The organism is Ferrimonas marina, assembly GCF_900129905.1.
In the GTDB taxonomy this organism is placed as follows: Bacteria; Pseudomonadota; Gammaproteobacteria; order Enterobacterales; family Shewanellaceae; genus Ferrimonas; species Ferrimonas marina.
Window position 1 is genome coordinate 710,825 of sequence record NZ_FQXG01000001.1, and the last position, 23,251, is coordinate 734,075.

Annotated in this window: 20 protein-coding genes; 7 read left to right on the plus strand and 13 right to left on the minus strand. The window is 57.4% G+C overall.

The genetic code is table 11. The annotated features are described in order from the left end of the window. Nucleotides 1-44 precede the first annotated feature (44 nt). Entirely contained in the window at nucleotides 45-2,417 is a 2,373-nt protein-coding gene (gene ppsA / locus BUC04_RS03290) for a phosphoenolpyruvate synthase (protein ID WP_067658615.1), read from the minus strand. Nucleotides 2,418-2,548: 131 nt separating this feature from the next. On the opposite strand from ppsA, the gene ppsR reads away from it, so the two are divergent. The 4 genes from ppsR (at nucleotide 2,549) to BUC04_RS03310 (ending at nucleotide 6,780) form a co-directional block, all read left to right on the plus strand. Further along, nucleotides 2,549-3,361 (plus strand): posphoenolpyruvate synthetase regulatory kinase/phosphorylase PpsR, encoded by an 813-nt coding sequence (gene ppsR / locus BUC04_RS03295; RefSeq protein ID WP_067658618.1) that lies wholly within the window; start codon nucleotides 2,549-2,551, stop codon nucleotides 3,359-3,361. A gap of 165 nt (nucleotides 3,362-3,526) precedes the next feature. Continuing rightward, nucleotides 3,527-4,594 carry a 3-deoxy-7-phosphoheptulonate synthase gene (locus tag BUC04_RS03300; protein WP_067658621.1) on the plus strand — a complete coding sequence of 356 codons (1,068 nt, stop codon included), beginning with the start codon at nucleotides 3,527-3,529 and terminating at the stop codon, nucleotides 4,592-4,594. A 119-nt stretch (nucleotides 4,595-4,713) separates the two neighbouring features. Beyond that, entirely contained in the window at nucleotides 4,714-5,364 is a 651-nt protein-coding gene (locus BUC04_RS03305; RefSeq protein ID WP_067658624.1) for a response regulator transcription factor, read from the plus strand. A gap of 39 nt (nucleotides 5,365-5,403) precedes the next feature. Further along, nucleotides 5,404-6,780: a hypothetical protein gene (locus tag BUC04_RS03310; RefSeq protein ID WP_067658627.1), complete on the plus strand. Its 1,377-nt coding sequence runs from the start codon at nucleotides 5,404-5,406 to the stop codon at nucleotides 6,778-6,780. A 7-nt stretch (nucleotides 6,781-6,787) separates the two neighbouring features. On the opposite strand, the gene BUC04_RS03315 is transcribed toward BUC04_RS03310, so the two are convergent. The 3 genes from BUC04_RS03315 to BUC04_RS03325 all read right to left on the minus strand — a co-directional run bounded on the left by BUC04_RS03315 (nucleotide 6,788) and on the right by BUC04_RS03325 (nucleotide 10,129). Then, complete coding sequence (locus BUC04_RS03315) at nucleotides 6,788-7,507, minus strand: CAP domain-containing protein (protein WP_067658630.1); 720 nt, start codon at nucleotides 7,505-7,507, stop codon at nucleotides 6,788-6,790. A 136-nt stretch (nucleotides 7,508-7,643) separates the two neighbouring features. Beyond that, nucleotides 7,644-8,942 carry a coiled-coil domain-containing protein gene (locus BUC04_RS03320; protein ID WP_067658632.1) on the minus strand — a complete coding sequence of 433 codons (1,299 nt, stop codon included), beginning with the start codon at nucleotides 8,940-8,942 and terminating at the stop codon, nucleotides 7,644-7,646. A 110-nt stretch (nucleotides 8,943-9,052) separates the two neighbouring features. After that, on the minus strand, nucleotides 9,053-10,129 hold the full coding sequence (locus tag BUC04_RS03325) for an FAD:protein FMN transferase (protein ID WP_082766626.1): 1,077 nt from the start codon (nucleotides 10,127-10,129) through the stop codon (nucleotides 9,053-9,055). Between the two features lie 428 nt (nucleotides 10,130-10,557). Here BUC04_RS03325 and BUC04_RS03330 point away from each other — a divergent pair, with 428 nt between their 5' ends. Next, nucleotides 10,558-12,102 carry an MFS transporter gene (locus tag BUC04_RS03330; RefSeq protein WP_067658636.1) on the plus strand — a complete coding sequence of 515 codons (1,545 nt, stop codon included), beginning with the start codon at nucleotides 10,558-10,560 and terminating at the stop codon, nucleotides 12,100-12,102. Between the two features lie 183 nt (nucleotides 12,103-12,285). On the opposite strand, the gene BUC04_RS03335 is transcribed toward BUC04_RS03330, so the two are convergent. Beyond that, nucleotides 12,286-13,605 carry an amidohydrolase gene (locus BUC04_RS03335; protein WP_067658639.1) on the minus strand — a complete coding sequence of 440 codons (1,320 nt, stop codon included), beginning with the start codon at nucleotides 13,603-13,605 and terminating at the stop codon, nucleotides 12,286-12,288. 130 nt (nucleotides 13,606-13,735) lie between these two features. Here BUC04_RS03335 and BUC04_RS03340 point away from each other — a divergent pair, with 130 nt between their 5' ends. Continuing rightward, entirely contained in the window at nucleotides 13,736-14,635 is a 900-nt protein-coding gene (locus BUC04_RS03340; protein WP_143165515.1) for a LysR family transcriptional regulator, read from the plus strand. Between the two features lie 108 nt (nucleotides 14,636-14,743). On the opposite strand, the gene BUC04_RS03345 is transcribed toward BUC04_RS03340, so the two are convergent. The 4 genes from BUC04_RS03345 to BUC04_RS03360 all read right to left on the minus strand — a co-directional run bounded on the left by BUC04_RS03345 (nucleotide 14,744) and on the right by BUC04_RS03360 (nucleotide 18,254). Further along, nucleotides 14,744-15,478 (minus strand): amino acid ABC transporter ATP-binding protein, encoded by a 735-nt coding sequence (locus BUC04_RS03345; protein WP_067658645.1) that lies wholly within the window; start codon nucleotides 15,476-15,478, stop codon nucleotides 14,744-14,746. A gap of 9 nt (nucleotides 15,479-15,487) precedes the next feature. Then, nucleotides 15,488-16,159 (minus strand): amino acid ABC transporter permease, encoded by a 672-nt coding sequence (locus tag BUC04_RS03350; protein ID WP_067658649.1) that lies wholly within the window; start codon nucleotides 16,157-16,159, stop codon nucleotides 15,488-15,490. Between the two features lie 65 nt (nucleotides 16,160-16,224). Then, nucleotides 16,225-17,001 (minus strand): amino acid ABC transporter substrate-binding protein, encoded by a 777-nt coding sequence (locus BUC04_RS03355; protein ID WP_234977309.1) that lies wholly within the window; start codon nucleotides 16,999-17,001, stop codon nucleotides 16,225-16,227. Nucleotides 17,002-17,432: 431 nt separating this feature from the next. Further along, a complete protein-coding gene (locus tag BUC04_RS03360) occupies nucleotides 17,433-18,254 on the minus strand; it encodes a pirin family protein (protein ID WP_067658651.1) in 822 nt (273 codons plus the stop codon). A gap of 104 nt (nucleotides 18,255-18,358) precedes the next feature. Between BUC04_RS03360 and BUC04_RS03365 the strand changes: the two genes are divergently transcribed. Beyond that, a complete protein-coding gene (locus BUC04_RS03365; RefSeq protein ID WP_067658654.1) occupies nucleotides 18,359-18,844 on the plus strand; it encodes an MOSC domain-containing protein in 486 nt (161 codons plus the stop codon). Nucleotides 18,845-19,032: 188 nt separating this feature from the next. On the opposite strand, the gene BUC04_RS03370 is transcribed toward BUC04_RS03365, so the two are convergent. The 4 genes from BUC04_RS03370 to BUC04_RS03380 form a co-directional block, all read right to left on the minus strand. Next, nucleotides 19,033-19,542, minus strand: coding sequence for a hypothetical protein (locus BUC04_RS03370; protein ID WP_143165516.1), 510 nt, complete (start codon nucleotides 19,540-19,542; stop codon nucleotides 19,033-19,035). A gap of 181 nt (nucleotides 19,543-19,723) precedes the next feature. Beyond that, nucleotides 19,724-20,128: a hypothetical protein gene (locus tag BUC04_RS23530; protein WP_143165517.1), complete on the minus strand. Its 405-nt coding sequence runs from the start codon at nucleotides 20,126-20,128 to the stop codon at nucleotides 19,724-19,726. Between the two features lie 84 nt (nucleotides 20,129-20,212). Then, entirely contained in the window at nucleotides 20,213-20,599 is a 387-nt protein-coding gene (locus BUC04_RS03375) for a hypothetical protein (protein ID WP_067658660.1), read from the minus strand. 138 nt (nucleotides 20,600-20,737) lie between these two features. Further along, nucleotides 20,738-23,212 carry an NHL repeat-containing protein gene (locus BUC04_RS03380; RefSeq protein ID WP_067658663.1) on the minus strand — a complete coding sequence of 825 codons (2,475 nt, stop codon included), beginning with the start codon at nucleotides 23,210-23,212 and terminating at the stop codon, nucleotides 20,738-20,740. Nucleotides 23,213-23,251: the final 39 nt, after the last annotated feature.

The following is a 23,251-nucleotide window of genomic DNA, read 5'->3' on the forward strand; positions in this document are numbered from 1 at the left end:
AAAAAAGCCCGCATCTGCGGGCTTTTTTCAGGCTTAAAGCGGCATTACACCAGCTTCTTACCCAGGTACAGCCAGGTGTCCACCACGGTGTCCGGGTTCAGGGAGACAGAGTCGATCCCCTCTTCCGCCAGCCACTGGGCGAAGTCTTCGTGGTCGGACGGGCCCTGACCACAGATCCCAACGTACTTACCGCGGGCCTTACAGGCCTTGATGGCCATGGACAGCAGCGCCTTCACCGCTTCATCACGCTCATCAAACAGGTGGCTGATGATGCCGGAGTCACGGTCCAGGCCCAGGGTCAGCTGGGTCATGTCGTTGGAGCCGATGGAGAAGCCATCGAAGTGATCCAGGAACTGGTCAGCCAGCAGGGCGTTGGAGGGCAGCTCGCACATCATCTGCACCTGCAGACCGTCCTTGCCACGCTCCAGGCCATTCTTGCCCAGTTCAGCAATCACCGCTTCCGCTTCACCGACGGTGCGGACGAAGGGGATCATGATCTCAACGTTGGTCAGACCCATCTCACCGCGAACACGCTTGATCGCTTCACACTCCAGGGCGAAGCAGTCACGGAAGCTGTCGTCGATGTAGCGGGAAGCACCACGGAAGCCCAGCATCGGGTTTTCCTCTTCCGGCTCGTAGCGCTCGCCGCCCACCAGGTTGGCGTACTCGTTGGACTTAAAGTCAGACAGACGCACGATGATACGCTGCGGGTACACAGAGGCGGCCAGGGTCGCAACACCTTCCGCCAGGCGGGCGATGTAGAACTCACGCGGGTCGCTGTAACCGGCCATCATCTCGGCGATCTCAGCCTTGGTCCCGGCATCCTGGTCGTCCAGGTTCAGCAGCGCCTTGGGGTGCACGCCGATCATGCGGTTGATGATGAATTCCAGACGGGCCAAGCCGATGCCAGCGTTGGGCAGACGACCGAAGTCGAAGGCGCGGTCCGGGTTACCGACGTTCATCATGATCTTCATCGGCAGGGTCGGCAGGGAATCTACGCGGGACTGGGTTACATCGAACTCCAGCTCACCCTGGTAGATAAAGCCGGTGTCACCCTCGGCGCAGGAAACGGTGATGCCGTCGCCGTTGTTGATCTTGCTGGTGGCATCGCCACAACCTACTACCGCCGGGATCCCCAGCTCACGGGCGATGATCGCCGCGTGACAGGTACGACCGCCACGGTTGGTGACGATGGCAGAGGCGCGCTTCATGATCGGCTCCCAGTCGGGGTCGGTCATGTCGGTCACCAGGACGTCGCCGGGCTGGATCTTGTCCATGTCTTCGATGGAGTCCAGTACCTTGGCGGTACCGGCACCGATCTTGTGGCCGATGGCACGGCCTTCGCTCAGCACCTCGGAGCGGCTCTTCAGGTTGAAGCGCTCGATAACCTGGGCGTCTTCGTTGGAGCGCACGGTCTCCGGGCGGGCCTGTACGATGTACAGCTTGCCGTCCAGGCCGTCTTTGGCCCACTCGATGTCCATCGGACGGCCGTAGTGCTGCTCGATGATCACCGCCTGCTTGGCCAGCTCCATCACCTCTTCGTCAGTAACGGAGAAGCGGTTGCGCTGATCCACCGGCACGTCACCGATGGTGACCTGCTTGCCGTGGCTCTGATCGTCGGAGTAGGTCATCTGCACCAGCTTGGAGCCCAGGTTACGACGCACGATGGCGTTGTAGCCCTTGCTCAGGGTCGGCTTGTGCACGTAGAACTCATCCGGGTTAACAGCGCCCTGTACCACCATTTCACCCAGGCCGTAAGCAGAGGTGATAAACACCACGTCTTCGAAGCCGGACTCGGTGTCGATGGAGAACATCACACCGGAGGAGGACTTGTCGGAGCGCACCATGCGCTGTACGCCAGCGGACAGTGCCACACCACGGTGGTCGTAGCCCTGGTGCACACGGTAGGAGATAGCACGGTCGTTAAACAGGGAGGCAAATACGTGGTGGATGGCCAGCTTGACCGCGTCCAGACCACGTACGTTGAGGAAAGTCTCTTGCTGACCGGCGAAAGACGCATCGGGCATGTCTTCGGCAGTAGCGGAGGAGCGAACAGCGAAGGAGGCTTCGTCACCGGCCTCGCTCACCAGCTGACCGTACGCGGTTTCGATCGCCTCGTTCAGGTTGGGAGTGAAGGGGGTGTCGATGATCCACTGGCGGATCTGCTCACCGGCTTCGGCCAAGGCTGACACGTCGTCTACATTCAGGGCATCCAGAACCTTGTAGATCTTTTCGTTCAGACCACTCTGCTCAAGAAATTCGTTAAAGGCATCGGAGGTGGTGGCGAAGCCGCCCGGCACCTGCACACCGGCGTTCGCCAGGTTGCTGATCATCTCACCGAGGGAGGCGTTCTTGCCCCCAACGCGGTTGACATCATGCATGCCAAGTTCCTGGTACCAGAGTACGTATTGGGTCACAGCTCTTTCCTCAAAAATCTGGGGTTTGCGTAGGGGCCCCTTTCCTCAGGGGCGACGACATCTTACACTGCCGCTCACAAGAGCGTAAATCGCTATATCCAATGTAAATTTCTTACGTAAAGGGGCTTCAAATGGGGCGTAAAGTGTTCTTTATTTCGGATGGCACCGCGATCACCGCGGAGGTGTTCGGACACGCAGTTCTGTCTCAATTTCCGATAGATTTTGAGCAAAACACCATCCCATTTGTCGAAACAATCGCCAAAGCGGAAGAGGTCAAAGGCCAGATCAATGACTGTTTTATTACAACAGGTGAGCGGCCTTTGGTGTTTCATTCCATCGTAAATCCGGAAATTCGGGCAATTATCTACTCTTCGGAGGCCTTGGATTACGACTTTTTGAACACTTTTGTGACGCCGCTCGAACAACAGCTGGGGGTCAAGGCGGAGCCGAAGGTGCATCGAACCCACTCCATCGACAACGACGCCTATTCAGATCGTATCGACGCCATCCACTACGCCATGGACAACGACGACGGTATCAGCCTGAAGAACCTGGATGAAGCCGACATCATCCTGGTGGGCGTCTCCCGCTGCGGCAAGACCCCGTCAAGCCTTTACCTGTCGATGCAGTTCGGGGTGAAGGCCGCCAACTACCCCTTTATTGCCGAGGACATGGACAACCTGCGCCTGCCCGCCGAGTTGAAGGCGCGCAAGCACAAGCTGTTTGGCCTCACCATCGAGCCGATGCGCCTGCATGAGATCCGCAACCAGCGCCTGCAGGGCAGCACCTACGCCTCCCCGCGCCAGTGCCGGATGGAGGTGAAAGAGGTGGAGATGATGTACAAGCGCGAGCGGATCCCCTACATCAACACCACCTATCACTCGGTGGAGGAGATCGCCACCAAGATCCTCTCCCTCACCGGTCTGCAGCGTAAGATGTTTTAATCCCTCGCAAACCTGCACCAGCGCCGGACCCTGTTCCGGCGCTCAAGTGCGCAGTTTTACAGCACTTTTCACAACAGTGCACAGAATGTGTCACGCGGTGGGTGCGGAAATTCGGTATACTCTCCCAATTTACCGTCGCACGGCGAATCCGCCCCGATCGAACGCATGACCATTAAGACAGACGAACTAAGAACCACCCTACTCTCCAAGGTGATCACGCCGGCCGAACTGGCCGAGCAGTTTCCCTTGAGCGACGCTGGCGCCGATGCACTGGTGCAGGCCCGTCGCGACGTGGAGGCGATCCTCAGCGGTGAGGATCCGCGCCTGGTGGTGATCATCGGCCCCTGCTCCATCCACGACACCAAGGCCGCCATTGCCTACGCCGAGCGCCTGGCCCAACTGCACCAGGAACTGAAAGACGACCTGCTGATCGTGATGCGGGTGTACTTTGAGAAGCCGCGTACCATCGTCGGCTGGAAGGGCCTGATCTCCGATCCGGACCTGGATGGCAGCTTCAGCGCCAACAAGGGCCTGCGCCTGGCCCGCGAACTGCTGGTCAACATCACCGAACTCAAGCTGCCCATCGCCACCGAGTTTTTGGATATGGTGAACGGTCAGTACATCGCTGATCTGATCACCTGGGGCGCCATCGGTGCCCGTACCACCGAATCCCAGATCCACCGCGAGATGGCCTCCGCCCTCTCCTGCCCAGTGGGTTTCAAGAACGGCACCGACGGCAATATCCAGATCGCCATCGATGCGGTGCGCGCCTCCCGTGAGCCCCACATCTTCTACTCGCCGGACAAAGACGGGCAGATGACGGTGTACCGTACCCACGGTAACCCCTTCGGCCATGTGATCCTGCGTGGCGGCAAGGCGCCCAACTACGAGGCCGAACACGTCATCGCCGCCCACGACAAGCTGTCCAGCTACGGTGTGATCCCCAAGGTGGTGGTAGACTTCAGCCACGGCAACAGCCTCAAGCAGCACAAGCGTCAGCTTGAGGTGTGCAAAGACATCTGCCAGCAGCTCGAAAGCGACCATGGCCACGCCATCGGTGGCATCATGGCAGAGAGCTTCCTGGTGGAAGGCAACCAGAAGGTGGAGCCGGGCAAGGCACTGACCTTCGGCCAGAGCATCACCGACGCCTGCCTCAACTGGGACGATTCGGAGCAGCTATTGAGGATGCTGGCTGCCGCCAGCCGAAAGCGCCGCGAAAAGCAAAGCGCTTGATTTGATTCAGATCTCACCCCGGCAATTCGCCGGGGTGACTTTTATCACACTTCGTTTTCTCTTACAGTAGTGGGACAAGAGCAATAATCAGATCTGAACGATAGCAGGCACAGGATTCCATGGACGCAGCTCAATTACGCATAGTCATCGCCGACGACCACCCGCTGTTTCGCAACGCCCTGAAGCAGGCACTGGCGGGCAAACTCGACGCTCAATGGCTGGAGGCCGACAGTGCGGCCAGCCTGGATGCGTTGCTGAGCGACACCACACCGGACCTGGTGCTGCTGGATCTGGAGATGCCCGGCAGTCACGGCTACTCCACCCTGATCCACCTGCGCAGCCACTACCCTGCCGTCCCCGTGGTGGTGATCTCCGCCCACGAAGACCCGCAAACCGTGGCTAAAACCCTCAACTACGACTGCCAGGGCTTTATCCCCAAGTCGTCCGATCCGGACCAACTGGCTGCCGCCATCGAGATGGTGCTGGAGGGAGAGACCTACCTGCCGGAGTGCGTCGCCGACTTTGCCGACAGCACCCAGGTGGAGAACGACATCGGTACCCGCCTGGCGGATCTCACCCCACAGCAATACCGGGTATTGCAGATGTTCGCCGAGGGGATGCTCAACAAACAGATCGCCTACGATCTGGAGGTGTCCGAGGCCACCATCAAGGCCCACGCCACCGCCATCTTCCGCAAGCTGGGCGTGCGTAACCGCACCCAGGCGGTGATCGCTCTACAGGGACTGGAGATGGAAAAGAAGACCCTGTAGTACCCCAAAAGGAAAAGCTACTTAGCACACGGAGGTGCTATGAAAGCCCGATTTGCCAGCATTTTGCTGCTGATAACCTGCCCCGCAGTCTCGGCGTCTGTCGACGTCCTGGAATTCTTGCCCAATTGCCAGCAAATTGAGCCCATTGTCCTCACCGCCAATCGCAGTGTGGGTAAGGGAAAGATGCCTGAAGATCTGTCGGGCGTGCCAGAGTTTGCTCAGATACTTGAAGAGCTGACCCACCAAGCCGAGCAGCAGGGCCGGGATGCGATTTACCTGACCCAACTCTATATCCGCCAGAGATTCAACGGCCCTCACAGCGGTACTAAGCAGCCCACACTGGTCGGTCAACACCTCCACGTCAGCGTCAATGCCATCCAATACTGCCCCGACGATCGCAGCCTGAGCGAAAAGCCGAGCCCACTCACGGCGCAAGGGAAGCGCCGACTGGTGTATACCCAGCAGATCACCTTGGCCATACCGTCCGAAACCGAGCCGGAAGGGCTGGCAGCATTTCATCCCCATATCCACCCAAATCGCGCCCTTGGCGTCCTCGAGCCTGGCATGTCCGGGCTCGAGATCGTGCGCCTGTTGGGCAAGCCCAGTCTGATGCTGCAAGCCACGCATGACCGCTCCATCTGGAGCTATGGGCGAACCTACTGGCTCTACCTCGAAGATGGACAGCTGAGCGCACTGAGCAACAAAGGTCCCGCGCTCAGTGGCGAATTGCGCAATGAGATCCCGTTATTGAGCCCCTTTGATGACCACGGCTGGGACATTGAGGAGAAAGTGGGGCGTCATGCAACCTGGCAAGAGGTACGCGAAGCCCTTCCTCACTTCGCATTTGACCCTGATCTGCGCCGCGCCAGCGTGGGTGAGCAGTTGCAGCTCATCTTCGAGCCCTTTCATGACCAAGCGAAGTACCTGCCTGTTGATAAACTGACTCAGTTTATCCTGACCAAGCCTGGCGCAGCGGCCCAGCCACTGTTTAACCCGACCCAAGCCTACGACAAGCAGATCAGCCAACAACTGCTCAGCAGCGCACTCAGCGGCCAACTGCAAACCAAGGCACAGCTGGTCCAGGCGTACCCCATGGCGCATTGGCTTGAAAAAGGCAAAGGCCGCAGCAGCATGTTCATCGGCAACCACCTGCAGCTGCGATTCGAGGGGGCAAATCTGCACTCGATTCAATTGCACGACGCCCTGTTCCCGCAAAGTGACACCAATCATTTCGAGCGCCTGCTGGAATCGGTTGCCGTGCCATTGGATAAGGGCGCAATGCTGAGCCAATATCCAGAAGCCGTGGATTTGGCGGACTCGGTCTCTTTAGACCTGGCGCACTACACAACCGAGGTGATCTACGATGGCGAATCAAGCGAAGCCAAGCCCTATCTGGTCAGCTTCATGATTTTCTAATCCTGGCCTATCGAGCGCTCACCAACCCCGCCACCGTGCGGGGTTTTTCATGCTCGGTAAACTCCACCGCAAAGCTCTGTACGCACATGGCGCCGAACACCGGATGAGGCCCGTAGGCCAGGCCAATCAAACGATACTTGGGCTCCATCAGCTCTCTGCGATGGCCTCTGTCCGGTACCCCGTCGTCAATCAACAGCGCCATCACAATCAGCTCCCCAATCCACTGTTCCCCGTTGCCATAAAACAGGTTCTCGCCAATCAGGGCATCCGTCAGGCCAAACATGGCGATGCGCTCAGCGGCGGTGGAGCCGGCTTGGCCCAGATGGCCGATTTGGCCACTGGCTTGCTGCTCCCGTTGATGCAGTTCGGCGGCGCGGTTTAAGCCGGACACCACGGTCAGTGGCCCAATAGGCTGTGCTGAGAGCATATAGGCGATCGCCTCCTCCAGTGCTGCCGCGCCTTCGGTGGTTGCCACCTTCTGGACCCGATCAGGACGCTCCTGGTACCAGGGTGGCGCCACTATCAGCTTGCCCTGGTAGTAAGGCCGCATCGGGATCAGCACCTGCTCGGCGTAGCCTTGGGGATCAGTGCGCGCAAAGTTAACCTGGTGAAACACCGCCCGCTCTATCTCATCCAGCTCCCGGTAGGCCGCAGAGCCGAACAGGCTGCAACTCACCTGCAGCCCTGCCAGAACAATCACCCATGCCACGCGAAAGCCGACTCTCATTACGCCTCCCTCCCAGGCTCAACTAAAAGCCTAGGTGGATCTGTAAGGTTTGGGCGTGTCGCGCAGGCGACCTTGGGTTCAATAAAAAAGCGGCGCCCGAAGACGCCGCTGCTCGCAGTTACCTAGCAAACTGCCATTAACCCAAAGGAATGATCCCCTCCACTTCGACCACCAGGGAGCAGGAACCCACCAGGCTCCAGTCCACCTGGTCAGGTACGATCTCACCAGCGCTGCCACCGTAGATGGGGTTAGCAAAATCCCACATGGCGTTGCCCAGGATAGTGCGCTCCAGATCCACGGTGCCGAGGATACGAGCCCCACGGTTACGGGCATCATCACCCATTCCCACCTTGAGGGATTGGGTCGGATCGTACTCGTAGTAGTTCAGGCGCACGTCACCGTTCATCACCGCGTTATAGCAGGTGTTGTTGTGGTTGATGCTCATGCTGGCGTAGTACTTATCCCCCTCCTTCTTCAGGCCATAGCCGAAGATCGCCACATTCGGAACCTCCACATCCACACCGGTCTCGTCATCGGTGTACTTACTGACGGTGGCGATGGTCTTGCTCCCCAGTTGGTTCTTGAACTGCTTGAGTTCATAGGCCTTGCCATCGTCCGGGAACATGGTTTCGATGTGTTCACGGTTGGCCAGCTGACAAGCCTGCGCCAGGGTGGTTGCACCGCCCTCGCCTTCCACCTCTTTCCATTCGTACTGCTCGGTCATGCCATTGACCCGAGCCAGCAGGTAGTCGGCATTGAGGTAGGAGCCGGCACCGTAGTAGGAGGGACCGGAGGCACCGGTCTTGCCGTCCACCACGCTGCCACCGAAGCCGGGCTGCTCAAAGGTCGGATCGCTGGGGTCGACCGGATCGGTCGGGTTACCCGGGTCTGTGCCGTCCTGTTCAGTGTGGGCATCGAGGTAAGCGGTGCCGTAGTGGGAATCGGGCCCATCAGTGGCATGGCAGCTGTCGCAGGAGGTGTCCGGGTTTCCAAAGGCCCCGTGGGGCGCCTCGGAGCCCATCTTGCCGCCGTTGTCCTCACCCTCGTAGCCGTGGCAGCTGGCACAACTGCCCGGGTCGGGATCGATCACCCCGCTGTTGGCCGCGGCCACCGCAGATTCCGTCGGGGCGTTGGGATCGACATAATCAAAGGGCTGGCCAATCTCGGCACACTGTTGCGGGAAGCTGCTGATGTAGCTCTCCGCCTTAGCCTGAAGGGCACCGTTGCTGGCCTTGAGTGTGGCGTTGTCTGCGGTCAGGGTGGTGTTGTCGCTGGCCAACGCGCTGTTCTGATCCGCCAGCTGGGCATTCTCCTGCTGCAGCTTGGCCAGTTCCGCTTCCAGATCCGCGTTGCCGCTGGAGTCTGAGTCACTGTTACAGCCGGTCACCGCCAGTACCGAGGCACAGACCAGGCTCATCACAAAGGCTTTTTTCATATCGCTACTTCCTCACAACGATGGTGTTTTTTGGGCGCAACTGCCCATCCGTGCTGGCGTTCAGCGCGGGAATGACAAAGAGTTCAATTGGTTAGAGGTAATCGCTCCGGCTAGCCCGGCTCGAGGTAGGGTTTAAAGGCACTGCTGTAGTGGGTGACGATCTTGCCGTGGCGATCCTCCAGCAACATCAAGGGAATGTCGCGCTGCTCCGCCAGCAACAATGCCGGCTTCACCCCCATCACCATAAAGGCGGTAGCCAGGCCATCGGCGGTCATACAGTCGGGGGCCAGTACGGTGGCGGAGACCACGTTGCGCTGTACCGGACGGCCGGTGTGGGGATCCAGGATGTGGGCAAAGCGCTGACCATCCCGTTCGAAATAGTTGCGGTAATCGCCGGAAGTGGCCACCGCGCCTCGGTCGAGGTTGATCACCTGCACCTGGCCATTAGCGATGGCGTAGGGCTTGTCTACTCCGATACGCCAGGGAGCGCCACTATCACGCTGTCCAGCAACACGCAGCTCACCACCAATATCTACCAGGTAGTCTTGGATCCCCTGCTGCTCCAGTAGCTCGGCGATGGCATCCACGCCAAAGCCCTTGGCGATGGCCGACAGATCGACCTGGGTTTGGGGGTGATCTTTGCTCAATTGGCCCTGGTCCAAGTTCAGGTGGGACAGCCCGACCTGCTGGCGCACCGCTGCCAATGCCTGCTCAGAGGGTACCTGACGTGGCCCGGCCTCGGCGCCAAAGCCCCAAAGCGACAACAGCGGCCCGATGGTGACATCCAGTGCGCCTCCGGTGATCTCACCCAGGGCCAGGGCCTGGCCAAGCACCCGATTCAGATCGGTGGAAACCGCTACCGGCTGGGTTGTGGCTTGGTGATTAAATTGACTGAGTTCGGAGTCAGGATCCCAGGTGGACATGGAGGCGTTCACCTCAGCCAGGCGCGATTCAATTTGGGCCCGCAGGGCAAACATCCGTTGCGCAGAGAGTTCTCCCTGACGCCACTGCACCTGGTATTGATTGCCCATGGTGGTGCCACGCAGTTGGTGTAATGAGCGGTTCTCGACCGCAGACGTCGCTGAGTCCGTTGGCTGGCTGACGACTGTGGCAGCGAGAGCAGTGATTGGCGCCAGGCACAGAACCAGGGCGAGGCCCAAGCCTTTTGGCAATCCAACCCTTTCCATAACACCCTCCTAACGACCTTGAGGCATTTGCACTGACATTGGCCAGAACCTTAACAACCGACTCCAATTCGTGGCTGAGATCGGGATCACACTGGTGACGATTGGACTAGCCCGGCCCTACACTCCAAATTAAAGCATTATTAATCAAAAGCTTACCCTGAGGAGGCCGAGTAAATAGCTCTCATTACCCGGTTGCATTTGCTTGACCACAAACAAGGTTTTTTCATACCCCTTTGATTGCAAACAGAAAAACTTGACACAAGCTGGCAATGAAACCATCACCAAAAGCGAACAAGATTGCAGCGGTTGAATCTCACTACCGTGAAAGTTTCCACCGAGGCATCGATTTTTCCTGTCTGTCCCATTCCCATTAATGCCGCACTGCGGTAACGTCCAACCCCATTAAAAACAACATCTGGACAACAGGGATGAGCAACGCGCATACCGACAATGACCTCAGGGAAGTGAAACAACTGGGCCTTTGGGCCTCCATCGCCAGCCTCAGTTACGTGTTCTGGCTGGTGGGGGGCATGGAGCTGATTGAGCGGCTGGCCTACTACGGGGTGAAGAGCTCCGCCGCTCTCTACGCCAAAGCCCCCGCCTCCGCCGGCGGTTTGGGGATCACCATGGGGGACTTCGGTATCATCCTGATGATCTGGGCGATACTGCAGACCTTTGTGCCGGTGTTTACCGGCGGTGTTTCCGACCGCATCGGCTACAAGGAGACCATTTTCCTTTCCACGGTGATCAAGATCGCCGGCTACCTGGTGATGGCCTTCTACCCAAGCTTCTACGGCTTCCTGTTTGGCGCAGTACTACTGGCCATCGGGACCGGGATCTTCAAACCGGGGATCCAGGGCACCCTGGTGCTGGCGACCCGCAAGGACAACAGCTCCATGGCCTGGGGGATCTTCTACCAGACCGTCAATATCGGTGGCTTCCTGGGCCCGTTGATGGCGGTACATCTGCGCCAGTTGGCCTGGGAGAACGTGTTTTTTGCCTGTGCTGCCATCATCTCTCTCAACTTCCTATTGCTGCTGGCCTACAAAGAACCCGGCAAAGCGGAGCGTCTGGAGCGCAACGCCAAGATCAAAAGCGGTGAGATCCAGCAAGAGGCGCTGTGGAAAGACGCCTGGCGCGAGCTGAAAAAGCCCATCGTGTTCTGGTACATGATTGTCTTCTCCGGCTTCTGGTTCCTGTTCAACGCGCTGTTTGACGTGCTGCCGGTGCACATCTCCGAATGGGTGGACACCTCGGTGATCGTGCGCGACCTGTTTGGTCCGGACGGCACCCAAAGCGGCATCGCCCAGTTCTGGCTGGGGCTGGATAACACCGGCACCAAGGTGATGCCCGAGGGGATGCTGAACCTCAACGCCGGCATGATCATGACCAGTTGCTTCCTCATCGCCGCACTGACCGCCAAGTTCCGCATCACCACCGCCATGGTGGCGGGTGCGGTGGCCAGCATCGTTGCCTTCCTGATCATCGGCAGCTCCAACTTTGCCTGGGCCATGGTGTTTGCCATCGCCCTGTTCAGCTTGGGTGAGATGATGATCAGCCCGAAGAAGAACGAGTTCATGGGCAACATCGCCCCGGCAGGCAAGAAGGCGATGTACCTGGGCTTTGTGATGTTGCCGCAGGGGATCGGCTGGGGCCTGGAGGGCTATTTCGGGCCCAAGCTGTACGAGCTCTACGCCTCCAAGGAGCGTTTCTCCCGCCAGATGCTGGCCGATGAAGGGATGAGCCTGGACGCCATCGCTGCTATCCCGGAAGGGGAAGCCTTCATGCGCTTGGTAGAGTTCACCGGTCAGAACGCCCAGTTGCTGACCCAGACCCTGTACGACATGCACAACATCGGCTTTGCCTGGTACCTGATCGCCGCCATTGGCAGCTTCTCCGCCCTGGGGATCCTGCTCTACGGCCGCTGGCTCAAGGGGCTGCAGGCGCAAACTCCGGCAGCATCCATGGCCTAATTGTCGGACAGACAAAAACAAAAAAGCCCCGGGCCATTGCCCGGGGCTTTTGTTCATGCGCTACCAGCCTAGGCTCTTGGCTCCTAGTACCCAGCTCCTAGCTCCTAGCTCCTAGCTCCTAGCTCCTAGCTCCTAGCTCCTAGCTCCTAGCTCCTAGCTCCTAGCTCCTAGCGCCCAGCCCGCTTATTTCTGCTCAAGAAACTCCAGCACCACCGAGGTCAGTGCCACGGTGCCCGACGGGATCGCTTCCGGTTGAACCATAAACTTGGGGTGGTGGTTCAGGTAGCGAGGCAGGATGCCATCGTTGACGAAGTTGTCCCAGCCTTGAGCCGTGCCGGAGCCCACCTCAACAAACACTACCGGCACCTCAGGGTAAGGGAAGGTCAGCATATGGAAGTCTTCAGAGCCCATCACCGGCGGGAAGCCCTGCATCACCTTGTCTTCGCCCAAGGCGTTGACCATCGCCTGACGAGCGATCTCGGTTTGCTCTAGCGGATTGATCACCGGGGTGGAATAGCCCTTCATCTCGTAGGTGGGCATGCGGTCTTCCGGTACGCCGTACATTTGGGCGATGTTGTCGGTCACCCGCTTGATCCCCTCGATCATCATCTCCCGCTCGGCATTGCGGTACCAACGCAGGTTGAGCTTCAACACCGCCTCATCCGGAATGATGTTGTTGCCAGTGCCGGCATTGATGGCCCCCACCGTCAACACGGCAGGCTGGGCCTGGTCCAGGGTGCGGGAGACAATGGTCTGATAGCCCATGATCGCCATAGCCGACATCACCACAGGGTCAATGGCACCGTGGGGCGTAGAGCCGTGGCCCCCTACCCCTTTCAGGGTTACATCCAGCTGGTCGGTGCCCGCCATCCGGCGACCCTCGCTGATGGCCACACTGCCCGCCGGCAGAACCGCATGGGTATGGCCGGCGATCAGCACATCCGGCTTGGGCACCTTGTCGAACAGGCCATCCTTCACCATCGCCGTGGCGCCCATGATCAGCTCCTCCGCTGGCTGCGCGATCAGCACCACGGTGCCCTGCCACTGGTCCTTACGCTCGGCCAGTTGCTTGGCCATACCAATCAGCCAGGTGGTGTGGGCATCATGGCCGCAAGCGTGCATGGCGTAGATCTCCTGGCCAAACAGGTTGCGGGTGGGTGTGACTGCTGCATAGGGCAGATCGGTCTCCTCTTTGACCGGCAGCGCGTCCATGTCAGCCCGGAACATCACCGTGGGGCCCTCGCCGTTGCGCAGCACCGCCGCCACACCGGTACGGCCAATCCCCTCGTGCACCTCAAAGCCCTGGGCACGCAGTTCCCTGGCCACCAATGCCGCGGTCTCAACCTCGGCAAACCCTACCTCGGGATGGGCATGGATGTGCTCGAAGATCCCGGTCAGGCGCTCGGTGTCTGCCTGAACGGACTCGGTCAGGCTGGCAGCGCTCAGTTGTGCCGATAGGCCAATCGCCAACGCAGCGATGGTTTTACGTAACGGAAGAGTCATCATAAATTCCTTATCAATTGCCGCATTCTGCAGCGATATGCATTGGATACTAATGACTCTGCCATGTGGTTCGTAATTGGTTATCGTGGGATAATCCCACGATAGAACCCTGCGCTTGGAGACCATCGCCATGACCATCAGCCTTAACAAGGTGCTCGCCTTTGTCGCCGTGGCCGACACCGGCAACATCACCCTGGCGGCCAAACGCCTGGGCAAAGACCGCTCCACCCTCAGCCAGATGATTGCGGCGATGGAGGACGAACTGGGGGTGGCGCTGTTTGAGCGCAGCGGCAAGTTACCAATCCTCACCAGCGCCGGTGAGCGACTGCTGGGGCGGGCCAAGCGGCTCTGCGCCGAATCCGAGGCCTTTCACGAGTTCGCCTACCAGCTATTGGACGAGGAGAAGAGCACCTTGTCGCTAGCCATCAGTCCACTGATCCCGGCCCAGCTGGTCAGTCAGGCCATGGCGCAACTGCGGCAGCGCTTTGCCAATGTTCAGCTCGAAGTGCTCCAACTGGAAAAGGAGCAGATCCGCGCTGCGTTGCTGGCTCAGACGATTGATGTGGGCCTGACCCTTAACCCCAACCCCACCAGCACAGCGCCCATGGCGGTAAGCTACCTGGCCAACATGTCGATGGAGTTTGTCGCCGGACCGCAGGCGCTGCTACCCGAGCTGCTCGATGCCTCTGCATTGGCCAGCAGCCGTCAGCTGATCCACCAGGAGCTGGCCGACAGCACCCTCGCTCCGCTGTTTCAGGTGGGCCGCTCGCTAGAAGTCATCGGCTCTGTTGAATTGCTGCTGGAGATGGTGGCAGCTAACCAGGGCTGGAGCATCCTGCCGGCGGCCATCGTGGCACCCCACATCGAGCGAGGCACCCTCAGGCGGCTTCAGGTCAAGGAGCTGGTGCAACTGCCGGTGGTGCCCATCACCTTGTGGCTGGCCCCCTCCGTCGCCGATACCTCGGTGGTCCAGGGCTTCGGTGAGGCGTTGATAGCGCAGGCGCAACAGCTGGGTATGGTGAGCTCATAGCCCCAGCACAAGCGCCATATGCTGGCGCTGTTGCCGCGGCGACCATACAAAAAAGCCCCGGGCCATTGCCCGGGGCTTTCTTTAGAGGCTGTGCCTTGCAGCTGATACTCAGTGGTTCACCTGACGGAGGAACTGCTGCAGGCGCGGGTCTTGCGGCCGTTCGAAGATCTCGCTGGGCGTGCCCTGCTCAACGATCTTGCCCCCCGCCATAAAGATCACCCGGTCTGCCACCTCGCGGGCGAACTGCATCTCGTGGGTCACGATCAGCATGGTCTGATGCTGCTGGGCCAGCTGCTTCATCAGGTTGAGCACCTCACCTACCCATTCTGGGTCCAGTGCCGAGGTGGGCTCATCAAACAGCAGAATGTCCGGATTGAGCGCCATCGCCCGGCCTATCCCCACCCGCTGCTGCTGCCCGCCGGACAGCGAAGCCGGGTATTGATCCACCTGATCGGCCAAGCCAATCTCCGACAGGATCGCCTCCGCCTTGTTATAGGCCTCGGCCTTGGGCTGCTTCTGCACGGTGATCAGCCCTTCAGCAATGTTCTGCTTGGCGGTCTGGTGAGCAAACAGGGCGTAGTTCTGGAACACAAAGCCGATATGTCGACGCAGCGCCAGGATCTCTTTCTGACTGGCCTTGGCCGCGTCAACGGCGACCTCACCCACCTGGATGCAGCCCTGTTCGGCCCGCTCTAGGAAGTTGATGCAGCGCAGCAAGGTGGACTTGCCGGTGCCGGAGGAGCCGATGATCACCACGATCTCGCCGGTTTCGATGGTCAAGTCGATGCCATCCAGGATGGTGTTCTCGCCAAAGGACTTCTTCAGCAGGTCAATCTTAATCATGGGATGTCATCACCGTTGGTAGGCGCGGTTAAGGCGGGACTCCGCCCAGCTTTGCAGTTGGGTCAGCACCACCACGATGGCCCAGTAGATCAGCGCCACCGCCAGGAAAGCCTCAAAGAACTTGAAGCTGGAGGAGGCCTCCATCTGCGCTGCGGCCATGATCTCTGCCACCCCAAGGGTGAAGGCCAACGAGGTGGATTTGATCATATCGATGAAGTAGTTCATCAACGAGGGCAAGGCGATACGGCTGGCCTGGGGCAGGATGATGCGACGCATCGCCTGACCCTGGGTCATCCCTACCGACAGGGCCGCTTCCATCTGGTGGCGGTCCACCCCGAGGATAGCGGCGCGAATGCTCTCCGCCTTATAGGCAGCAAAGTGCAGGGTCAGGCCCAGGATCGCCGCGGTAAAGGCATCCATCCCCACCAGGCTGGGAAACACCTGGGGTAAGCCGTAATAAAGCAGGAACAGCTGCACCAGCAGCGGGGTACCTCGGAAGAAGCTGATGTACAGCTGACAAAGCTGATCTAGCACCGGCCAACGGAACACCCGTATCACAGCGATGGCGGTAGCCAGCACCATAGAAAACAGCAGCCCCCACAGGGCCATCTGCAGTGTGGCCCCCAGGTGCCCCATCAGGAAGGGCAGCAGCGAGACCATGTAATCGAAATCAAAGCCCATGAGTGCGCTCTAGTCAGTGGCGTAGCCCCATCGACGGCAAAGCCAGCCGATGGGGCTACGGGGGATTATTCGGTGATGTCGACGTCGAACCACTTCACGGAGATCTTGGCGAGGGTGCCATCGGCGCGCATCGCTGCCAGGGCAGTGTTCACCTCAGTCTTCAGCTGGGCACTGCGCTTGTCCATTCGGAACGGCCAGGCACTCTCAATCTGGGTGAAGGTGTCGCCCGCCAGCTGCAACGGCAGGTTACTCTCCTTGATCAGCTGCTTGGCAGAAAGACGGTCCATCACGAAGGCATCAGCACGACCCAGCGCCACATCCTGCTCGATGCCGGCATCGTAGGTGCGGATGGTGATCTGGTCAGCATTGGGACTGTTGCGCAACAGCTGTTCAAAGTTGGAACCCAGGTTCACCGCCACCACCTTACCGGACAGGTCCTCCAGACCATTGATGCTGTCGTTGCCACGACGCACCACCACCTGGGCACCATCAATCACGTAGGGCTCAGCGAACTGGTAACGGGCCTGACGCTCTTCAGTCACGGTGATCTGATTGGAGATGGTGTCGATGCGGCCGGTCTCCAGCATGCCAAACAGGCCGGAGAAACTAGCGGTAACAAACTCCACCTGGTAGCCGTTGCGCTCACCAATCTCGTTCCACAGGTCCACCTCGAAACCTTTCAGCTCGCCACGCTCACTGAAGGTGAAGGGGAAATAGCGACCCGACATACCCACCTTAACCTGGTTGATCTGAACCGCGCCGTCGGACGCGTGGGCAGCTTGAGCGCCCCCCAGCAAGCTGGTGGCGACCAGCACGAAAGAAGTGAACCATTGCTTCATCATTACTACCTCGAGGCGTTGGCATCTCCGTCTTGGCTAGACGGAAAAAGAGATTGGAATGGGCCGATGCTAGCGAGCCCGCCAATAGCCCATAAATAACTCATGGTTATATCTAATAACCTCAAAAGCATAAGGACATACGACAGGTGAACAGCAATGCACAAGCGTTAACTGCTTAAACTAGACGATAACCGGGCAAGAACTGTCCATTTGGTCAGTAATCGGTGCTCTTGAGGCTGGCAAGCTGAGTGATCAGGCCGCCATTTCCCTTTCCCCACCAAGTTACTCACTGCAGTGATTTCGCCTTTTTGTGACCAGGGTCACGCAAGCCTACGCCGCAAATACGACCCGTGGCGACAGGATCAGGCTGCCAATAGCAAAGGCACCGCCTTGCGACGGTGCCATTGATAACCGATCAAGCTACCCAGTTGGGATCAGCTAGTCAGGGTGCCGGCCTGGTAATCCCGGATGGCCTGCTCGATCTCGCTCTGGCTGTTCATCACAAAGGGGCCCCAGTGCACTACGGGTTCACCAATGGGCTGGCCCGCAAGAAGCAGCAGCCCCATCCCCTCCCCTTGCAGTTGCAGCCGTTCACCGGCACCGAAGAAGAGCATGTTGCCGGCCTCGATGGCTTTGCTCTCCACCATGGCACTGCCTTTGTAGAGGTAGGCCATCACCTTAAAGCTTGGGTCCAGCGGCAGATCCAACTCCCCGGAGCCGATAACGTCCGCTACCAGCATCGGCACCGCGGGCTTGTTCAGCGGCCCGCTGACACCCTCTATCTCGCCACTTACCACGCGAGCCTGTAATTGCTCCGCCAAAGCCACCTGAGGAATGGACTCGGGTTGGAAGTCACGATAGTCCGCCGGTTGCATCTTCTTGGCAGCGGGCAGATTGATCCACAGCTGGAAGCCATGCAAGGCGCCATCGGTGGTGATCGGCAGCTCAGAGTGGATCACACCGCGACCCGCGCTCATCCATTGGGCACCGCCGTCACGCAGCTCACCCACATTGCCCATATGATCCTGGTGGCGAAAATGACCGTTGAGCATCAAGGTCAGGGTTTCAATACCACGGTGGGGATGCGGAGGAAAACCGCCCACGTAATCCTTGGAGTCGTCGGCTTTGAGCTCGTCCAGCATCAGGAAGGGATCCATCTTGTGGCCCTGGAAGCCGGCAATGCGGCGGATCTTCACGCCATCCCCATCAGAGGTGGGGTGAGAGCGCTCAATGTGCTGTAGTTTACGTACTGACATAATGGGTTCCTCATCCGTTGATGCCCTCACTTTAAGCCCAACAAATTCGACATAAAAGCGCAGTAAAACGACCAATCAATTCGACATTAACGAAAGGTTTAACCATGAGCAGCCAGTTGGAACGTCTCTACCGCACCCTGCCCCAAACAGGCCAGTTGCAATGGATTGGCATTCGCTCCGAACGGGGTGAGCCGATGACAGCCGTAAAGCAGGTTAATGTCACGGCTGCGCAGGGTCTTGAGGGGGATCGCTGCCAGCGTGGTAAGCGACAGGTCACCTTGATTCAGCAGGAGCACCTGGCGGTGATCGCGGCTCTATCGGGCTATACCGAGACACTCTCCCCTGCCCTGTTGCGGCGCAACCTGGTGGTTTCCGGCATCAACCTGCTTGCGCTACGCAACCAGCGCTTTTCCATCGGCGAGGTGGTGCTTGAGGGTACGGAGGGCTGCCCGCCCTGCAAAAAGATGGAGATGGCGCTGGGTCCCGGCGGCTTTAACGCCATGCGTGGCCATGGCGGCTTATGCGCCCGGGTGATCAGCGGGGGAGAGATACGACTCAACGATCCCATCCGTCTTGTTCCCGCAGACTAGCCATGGCTGGTTATCGCATTACTGAATCACCAGCTAGCGGCGCTGCCGATCGCCGACCTGCCTGCAGGCAAAGGCTGCTCAGTACTACTGATACTGGACACCCTGCCAACGAAGCACTTAACAAAACCATTTATCAATGGGACTTCACACTACTCATGACAAATTATAATTAATATGCGCCTTACAAACTAATGCCCCCAATCAAATGGTGACTGTATCACCCAAGTCCACTTTCCTGACACAACAATATAAATTGAAAGGCAGATGGTAGAGAATAGTAAAACATTAACCACCTTCTGAATAATTCTAAGGGTACCCATGTCAAACACTTGTTTTTCTCTAAGCATTTCCAATGCGTCACTAAGGACATTAAATAGGCTGAAGCAACCAATGAAGACAATGAGCCCAACGTACTTACTAAGTTCTACATTCGAGAGTAACAAGTTCGACAGACCAAACCAGAGGCACAACACCGACACTGAAAAGTGAAACATCGTAGATTCCACCACCCCTTTTTCACTATAACCAAGGCTCGTTATGGAAATTAATAAAAAAGCACAAATCGCAAACTTATAATAAAAGGCAATAGAGTAATGCGTAATATTGTCCTGATAGTCAAGCACGACAGCATCCATAATTAAGTAAATGACACCAAGCATAACTAGTGCGATTAGCACTTTAAATTCAACACTTTTCACTAAGTTAATCAAAGATGAAATCAAACTACCCTGACCCCTTCGGTTGTGCTTTCCTTAGCCGTTAAACAGAACTAGTTACTCAGCCTCGAAAGGACAGGAGTCCCGATGCGCAGTAATCCAATCACGCAGTTGGGCCCAAGGCCAGAACCCAATCCAAAGAGCGTATACACATCGCCGCTAACTAGCGATGATGAAAAATAACGATGTTACCACTTTCTCTATTATAGATAACACGTGGCTCTTCTTGACTACTTAAGAAGTTATTCAACTCCTCACTAAGATTGGCCTCTGCGCTGAATATACGCCTAGCGCTTGGAGAACATGTATGGATTACCTTATGAAGCTCGTTTACATAGGATATATATTTTTCAGGAGATGAATCTATTAATAACACATGGTTAGCTGCCCTCGCACTTGGCGGTGGTGTAACCATTGAAATAATTCTAGTATCAATACCAGCCACATCTACACTTATGAATGACTTAACTGTATCCAAGCATTCGTCAGATATAGGATAGGCAACCTCCACTGCTTGTACCGGTACAATTGCAATCGATAATAGTATTCCAGCCCATAGTTTATTCATATTAATCAACTTACCATGCTCAATTCCATATTTCACTTTTAATAAAGTTAAGAGTAACAATACGATGATGGCCTAAGAAACACGTCAAACAACAAACACCATTTTTAAAGAGACTAAATAGAAAATCACGAACGAAAACCAAAATGCTAGATGTGCCAGCAGACTGTCATTCTCAACATCACCAATCTCTATTTCTTCACGCTTGACATAGACTCTATCTTCTCCCCCCGCTGCAGCCACCAGAAAGTAAGGTATTATCATTCCAGACAGTATAAACAATATTGTCGTTATTAATACTTCACCCAGCAAAGCAGATCCCACATATGCACTCACAGGAGAAAAAGCAACAGAGAAGAACAAACTGTTCTGGTAGCGAGCTATATCTATACCTCCGGCACCATAGTACTTTTGGATGATGAAATAGTTACCCCTAATTATTCTTATCAGCAAAATAAAAACAATTCTCTTCACTTAACCCTCTATAATAATTAGCCAATCCCAGCATTAATATTAATTTGAAATTAGTGGAAACATCCATAACCATTTGAAAGTTACAAATGTACTTATAAGAAAAAGGCCAATGCAAATAGCATTGGCCTTTCTGGGGGCTTACTTCGACAGGGTCACTGCCGTCTCACTGTCCATCGAGTACTGGAACAGGCGGTTAAAATCGCTGAGCAGCACTTGGCCTTTGCTGGTGGTAACGATGTCCAAGCTAAACTCCAGGAACTCTGGGACGCGACACTCTCCGGTATTCACATCCACTTCAACCGGTGCATCAGAAGCAACCCAGACCAGCTCGTTTACCGGATCAAAGTGAAGATTGGTCATGGTGTCGTCGTCTTGCAAAAGCTCATAACCAACCGGGTTTCGGCAGCTATTGATGACAAAGTGGCGGTCGCCGGTTTGCAGATCCACCTTGTATACCGCGCCTGCGCTTGCGCTGTACACATAGGCCTCGTGCTCCCCCCCCATACTGATCCCTGTAGGACCACTGAGGCTATCTCCCATACCCACCGCATCGCTGGCCAGGACCGTAACGGCACCAGAGCCCAGATCAATCCCAACCAGTTCATTGCGCTTGAAATCCACCATCAACAAGCGCTGGCCATCTTTGTCCATCTCCATGTTGGTGTACTCCCCCTGACCGTACTCATCAAAATGGGGATAAGTAGCAAACAGGGAAATGGAAGAGCCGTCCAGAGGGATCTGGTAGATATCGGAGTTCATGGCGGCGTAGAGCACCTGATTTTCCGCGTCCAGCGCCAGGCCATTGGCTGATGCACGATCCTCAAATTGATGCACTACGCGGCGGTCACCCGTGGTGAGGTCGACGGCGAGAATTCTATCGTCAACATTGCCGCCATCATCGTGCAAATACACAGTCTGATTGGCTTCATCCAAGACCAAGAAGCGGGGCGCTATCAAGTTCGGCCCCTGACCGATGCCATTGTGCAGGAAGATGGAGCGGTCACCGCTTTCAGCGTCCACCGAGATAACCATATCCCGCTGAGAATCGCCCACCAATAGGTTACCCGTGACTGGATCCATCCCGGAGCTGCGGATCTGGGCAAACTTCAGTTCCGAGTCATCAGAATCCAGGGAGAGCGCGCTGGCCTCGCCGGTAACAATGTTGAACTTCGCCACCCCTTCATACCCGGCGGCAAGGGCGTTACTGTTGGCGTCAACGGCCAGGCTGGACAGGGTCAAGTCGCGACTCTCGCTTTGCGGCCCTATCGTGCTGCCGTCGTATGCCAACTCCACTACGCTATCCGCGCCACCAAAGGTGTCATTGAACAGCAGGATGCCCGTATCGGTGAGCGCCATAGCATCACTGTCAAACGTCGTACCATCCTGAGCCCGTCCACTAGCCAGCTCTTCCAAGACAGCCTCTTCGAAGTCGTAGGTGAAGATGACGGTGCGGCTTGGCGCGCTGTTGCTGGCCGGAAAATAGGTGAGTAACAGATACAAGGTGTTATTGGTCTCTCGGTAAGCTATCTGCTGAACATTGGCAAAGCTCCACAGGACCGGCTCCAGTGCCAGATCGTGCTTCTTGATCATGGTCTGGGTCTGTTCCACCAGATCGATGCCCATCAAATGGATCTCTCCATCATAAACTGCCGCGTGGACCAGCCGATCCTGATCCGGTACATAGGCTGGCATCATGACCCAGTTCAAACCTGGGACGGAGAACGCCGTGCTGGTTCCGGTTTCAAGGTCGACAATGCTGACCTCGCCGACGTCGGTCCCCCCCATCAAGCGGTTATTGTGGTTGTCGATGGCGAAGGTGGTAGGAGCCAGCATCGAGGTCAGCGTCAATTCCGAGGCCAGTCCCTGGTTACCGGCTGCATCGCGAGTAGCCACATACACCATCTGCTGCTCGGCTTGCTCCAGTGGAATGGAAGCCGACCACTGAACCTCCGTTGCCTCATCGGTATCGGACGTTGTGAAGTTCGATGATTCAACACCGGCCGATACCGGGGTCAGTGTTGCAGCAACCCCATTAACGAAGACCTCGGCTACCCCGTCTGAGTCGGAAGCGATACCGCTGACTACCAGGGTCTCGCCCTTTACTCGGGCCTGTTGCCAGGGAAACAGCACCTCTGCGGTGGGTGCCTCGGGGTTTGGTTCGGTGGGTAACTCCCCCGGGCCTTCTTCACCAGGGCCTTCCTCGCCAGGCCCCTCCTCTCCCGGACCCTCTTCACCGGGCCCAGCCCCCTGCTCTACCGGCTTGGTTTCCACCGTGATGGTGCAATCAGCGGTCATCTCGCCGGTAGTGAAGGTGCTCCCTTCCAGGGTACCGCCACAGCCGCTGACCGAGACCAGCTCAAAGCCCTCGGCCAGGTTGATCTCAAAGCTGACGGTGCTGCCGCTTTCGATATTGATGGATTCACCGGCCTCAAAGGTGGTGCCATCCAAGCCCAAGGCACTGCCTTCGCCAGCGGCGATAGAGACCTGGTGCTCACTTGGGGGTGGTGGGGGTGTCTGGGTGTTGCCTTGTGAGCCACCGTCATCGCCACCGCCTCCGCCGCAGCCCGCCAATGCCCACACCAAACCGATGCCGATCGTTTTCTTGATAGCCATACGCCTTCCTTGCTGTTTACCGTCAGTCCCTGACGTGTT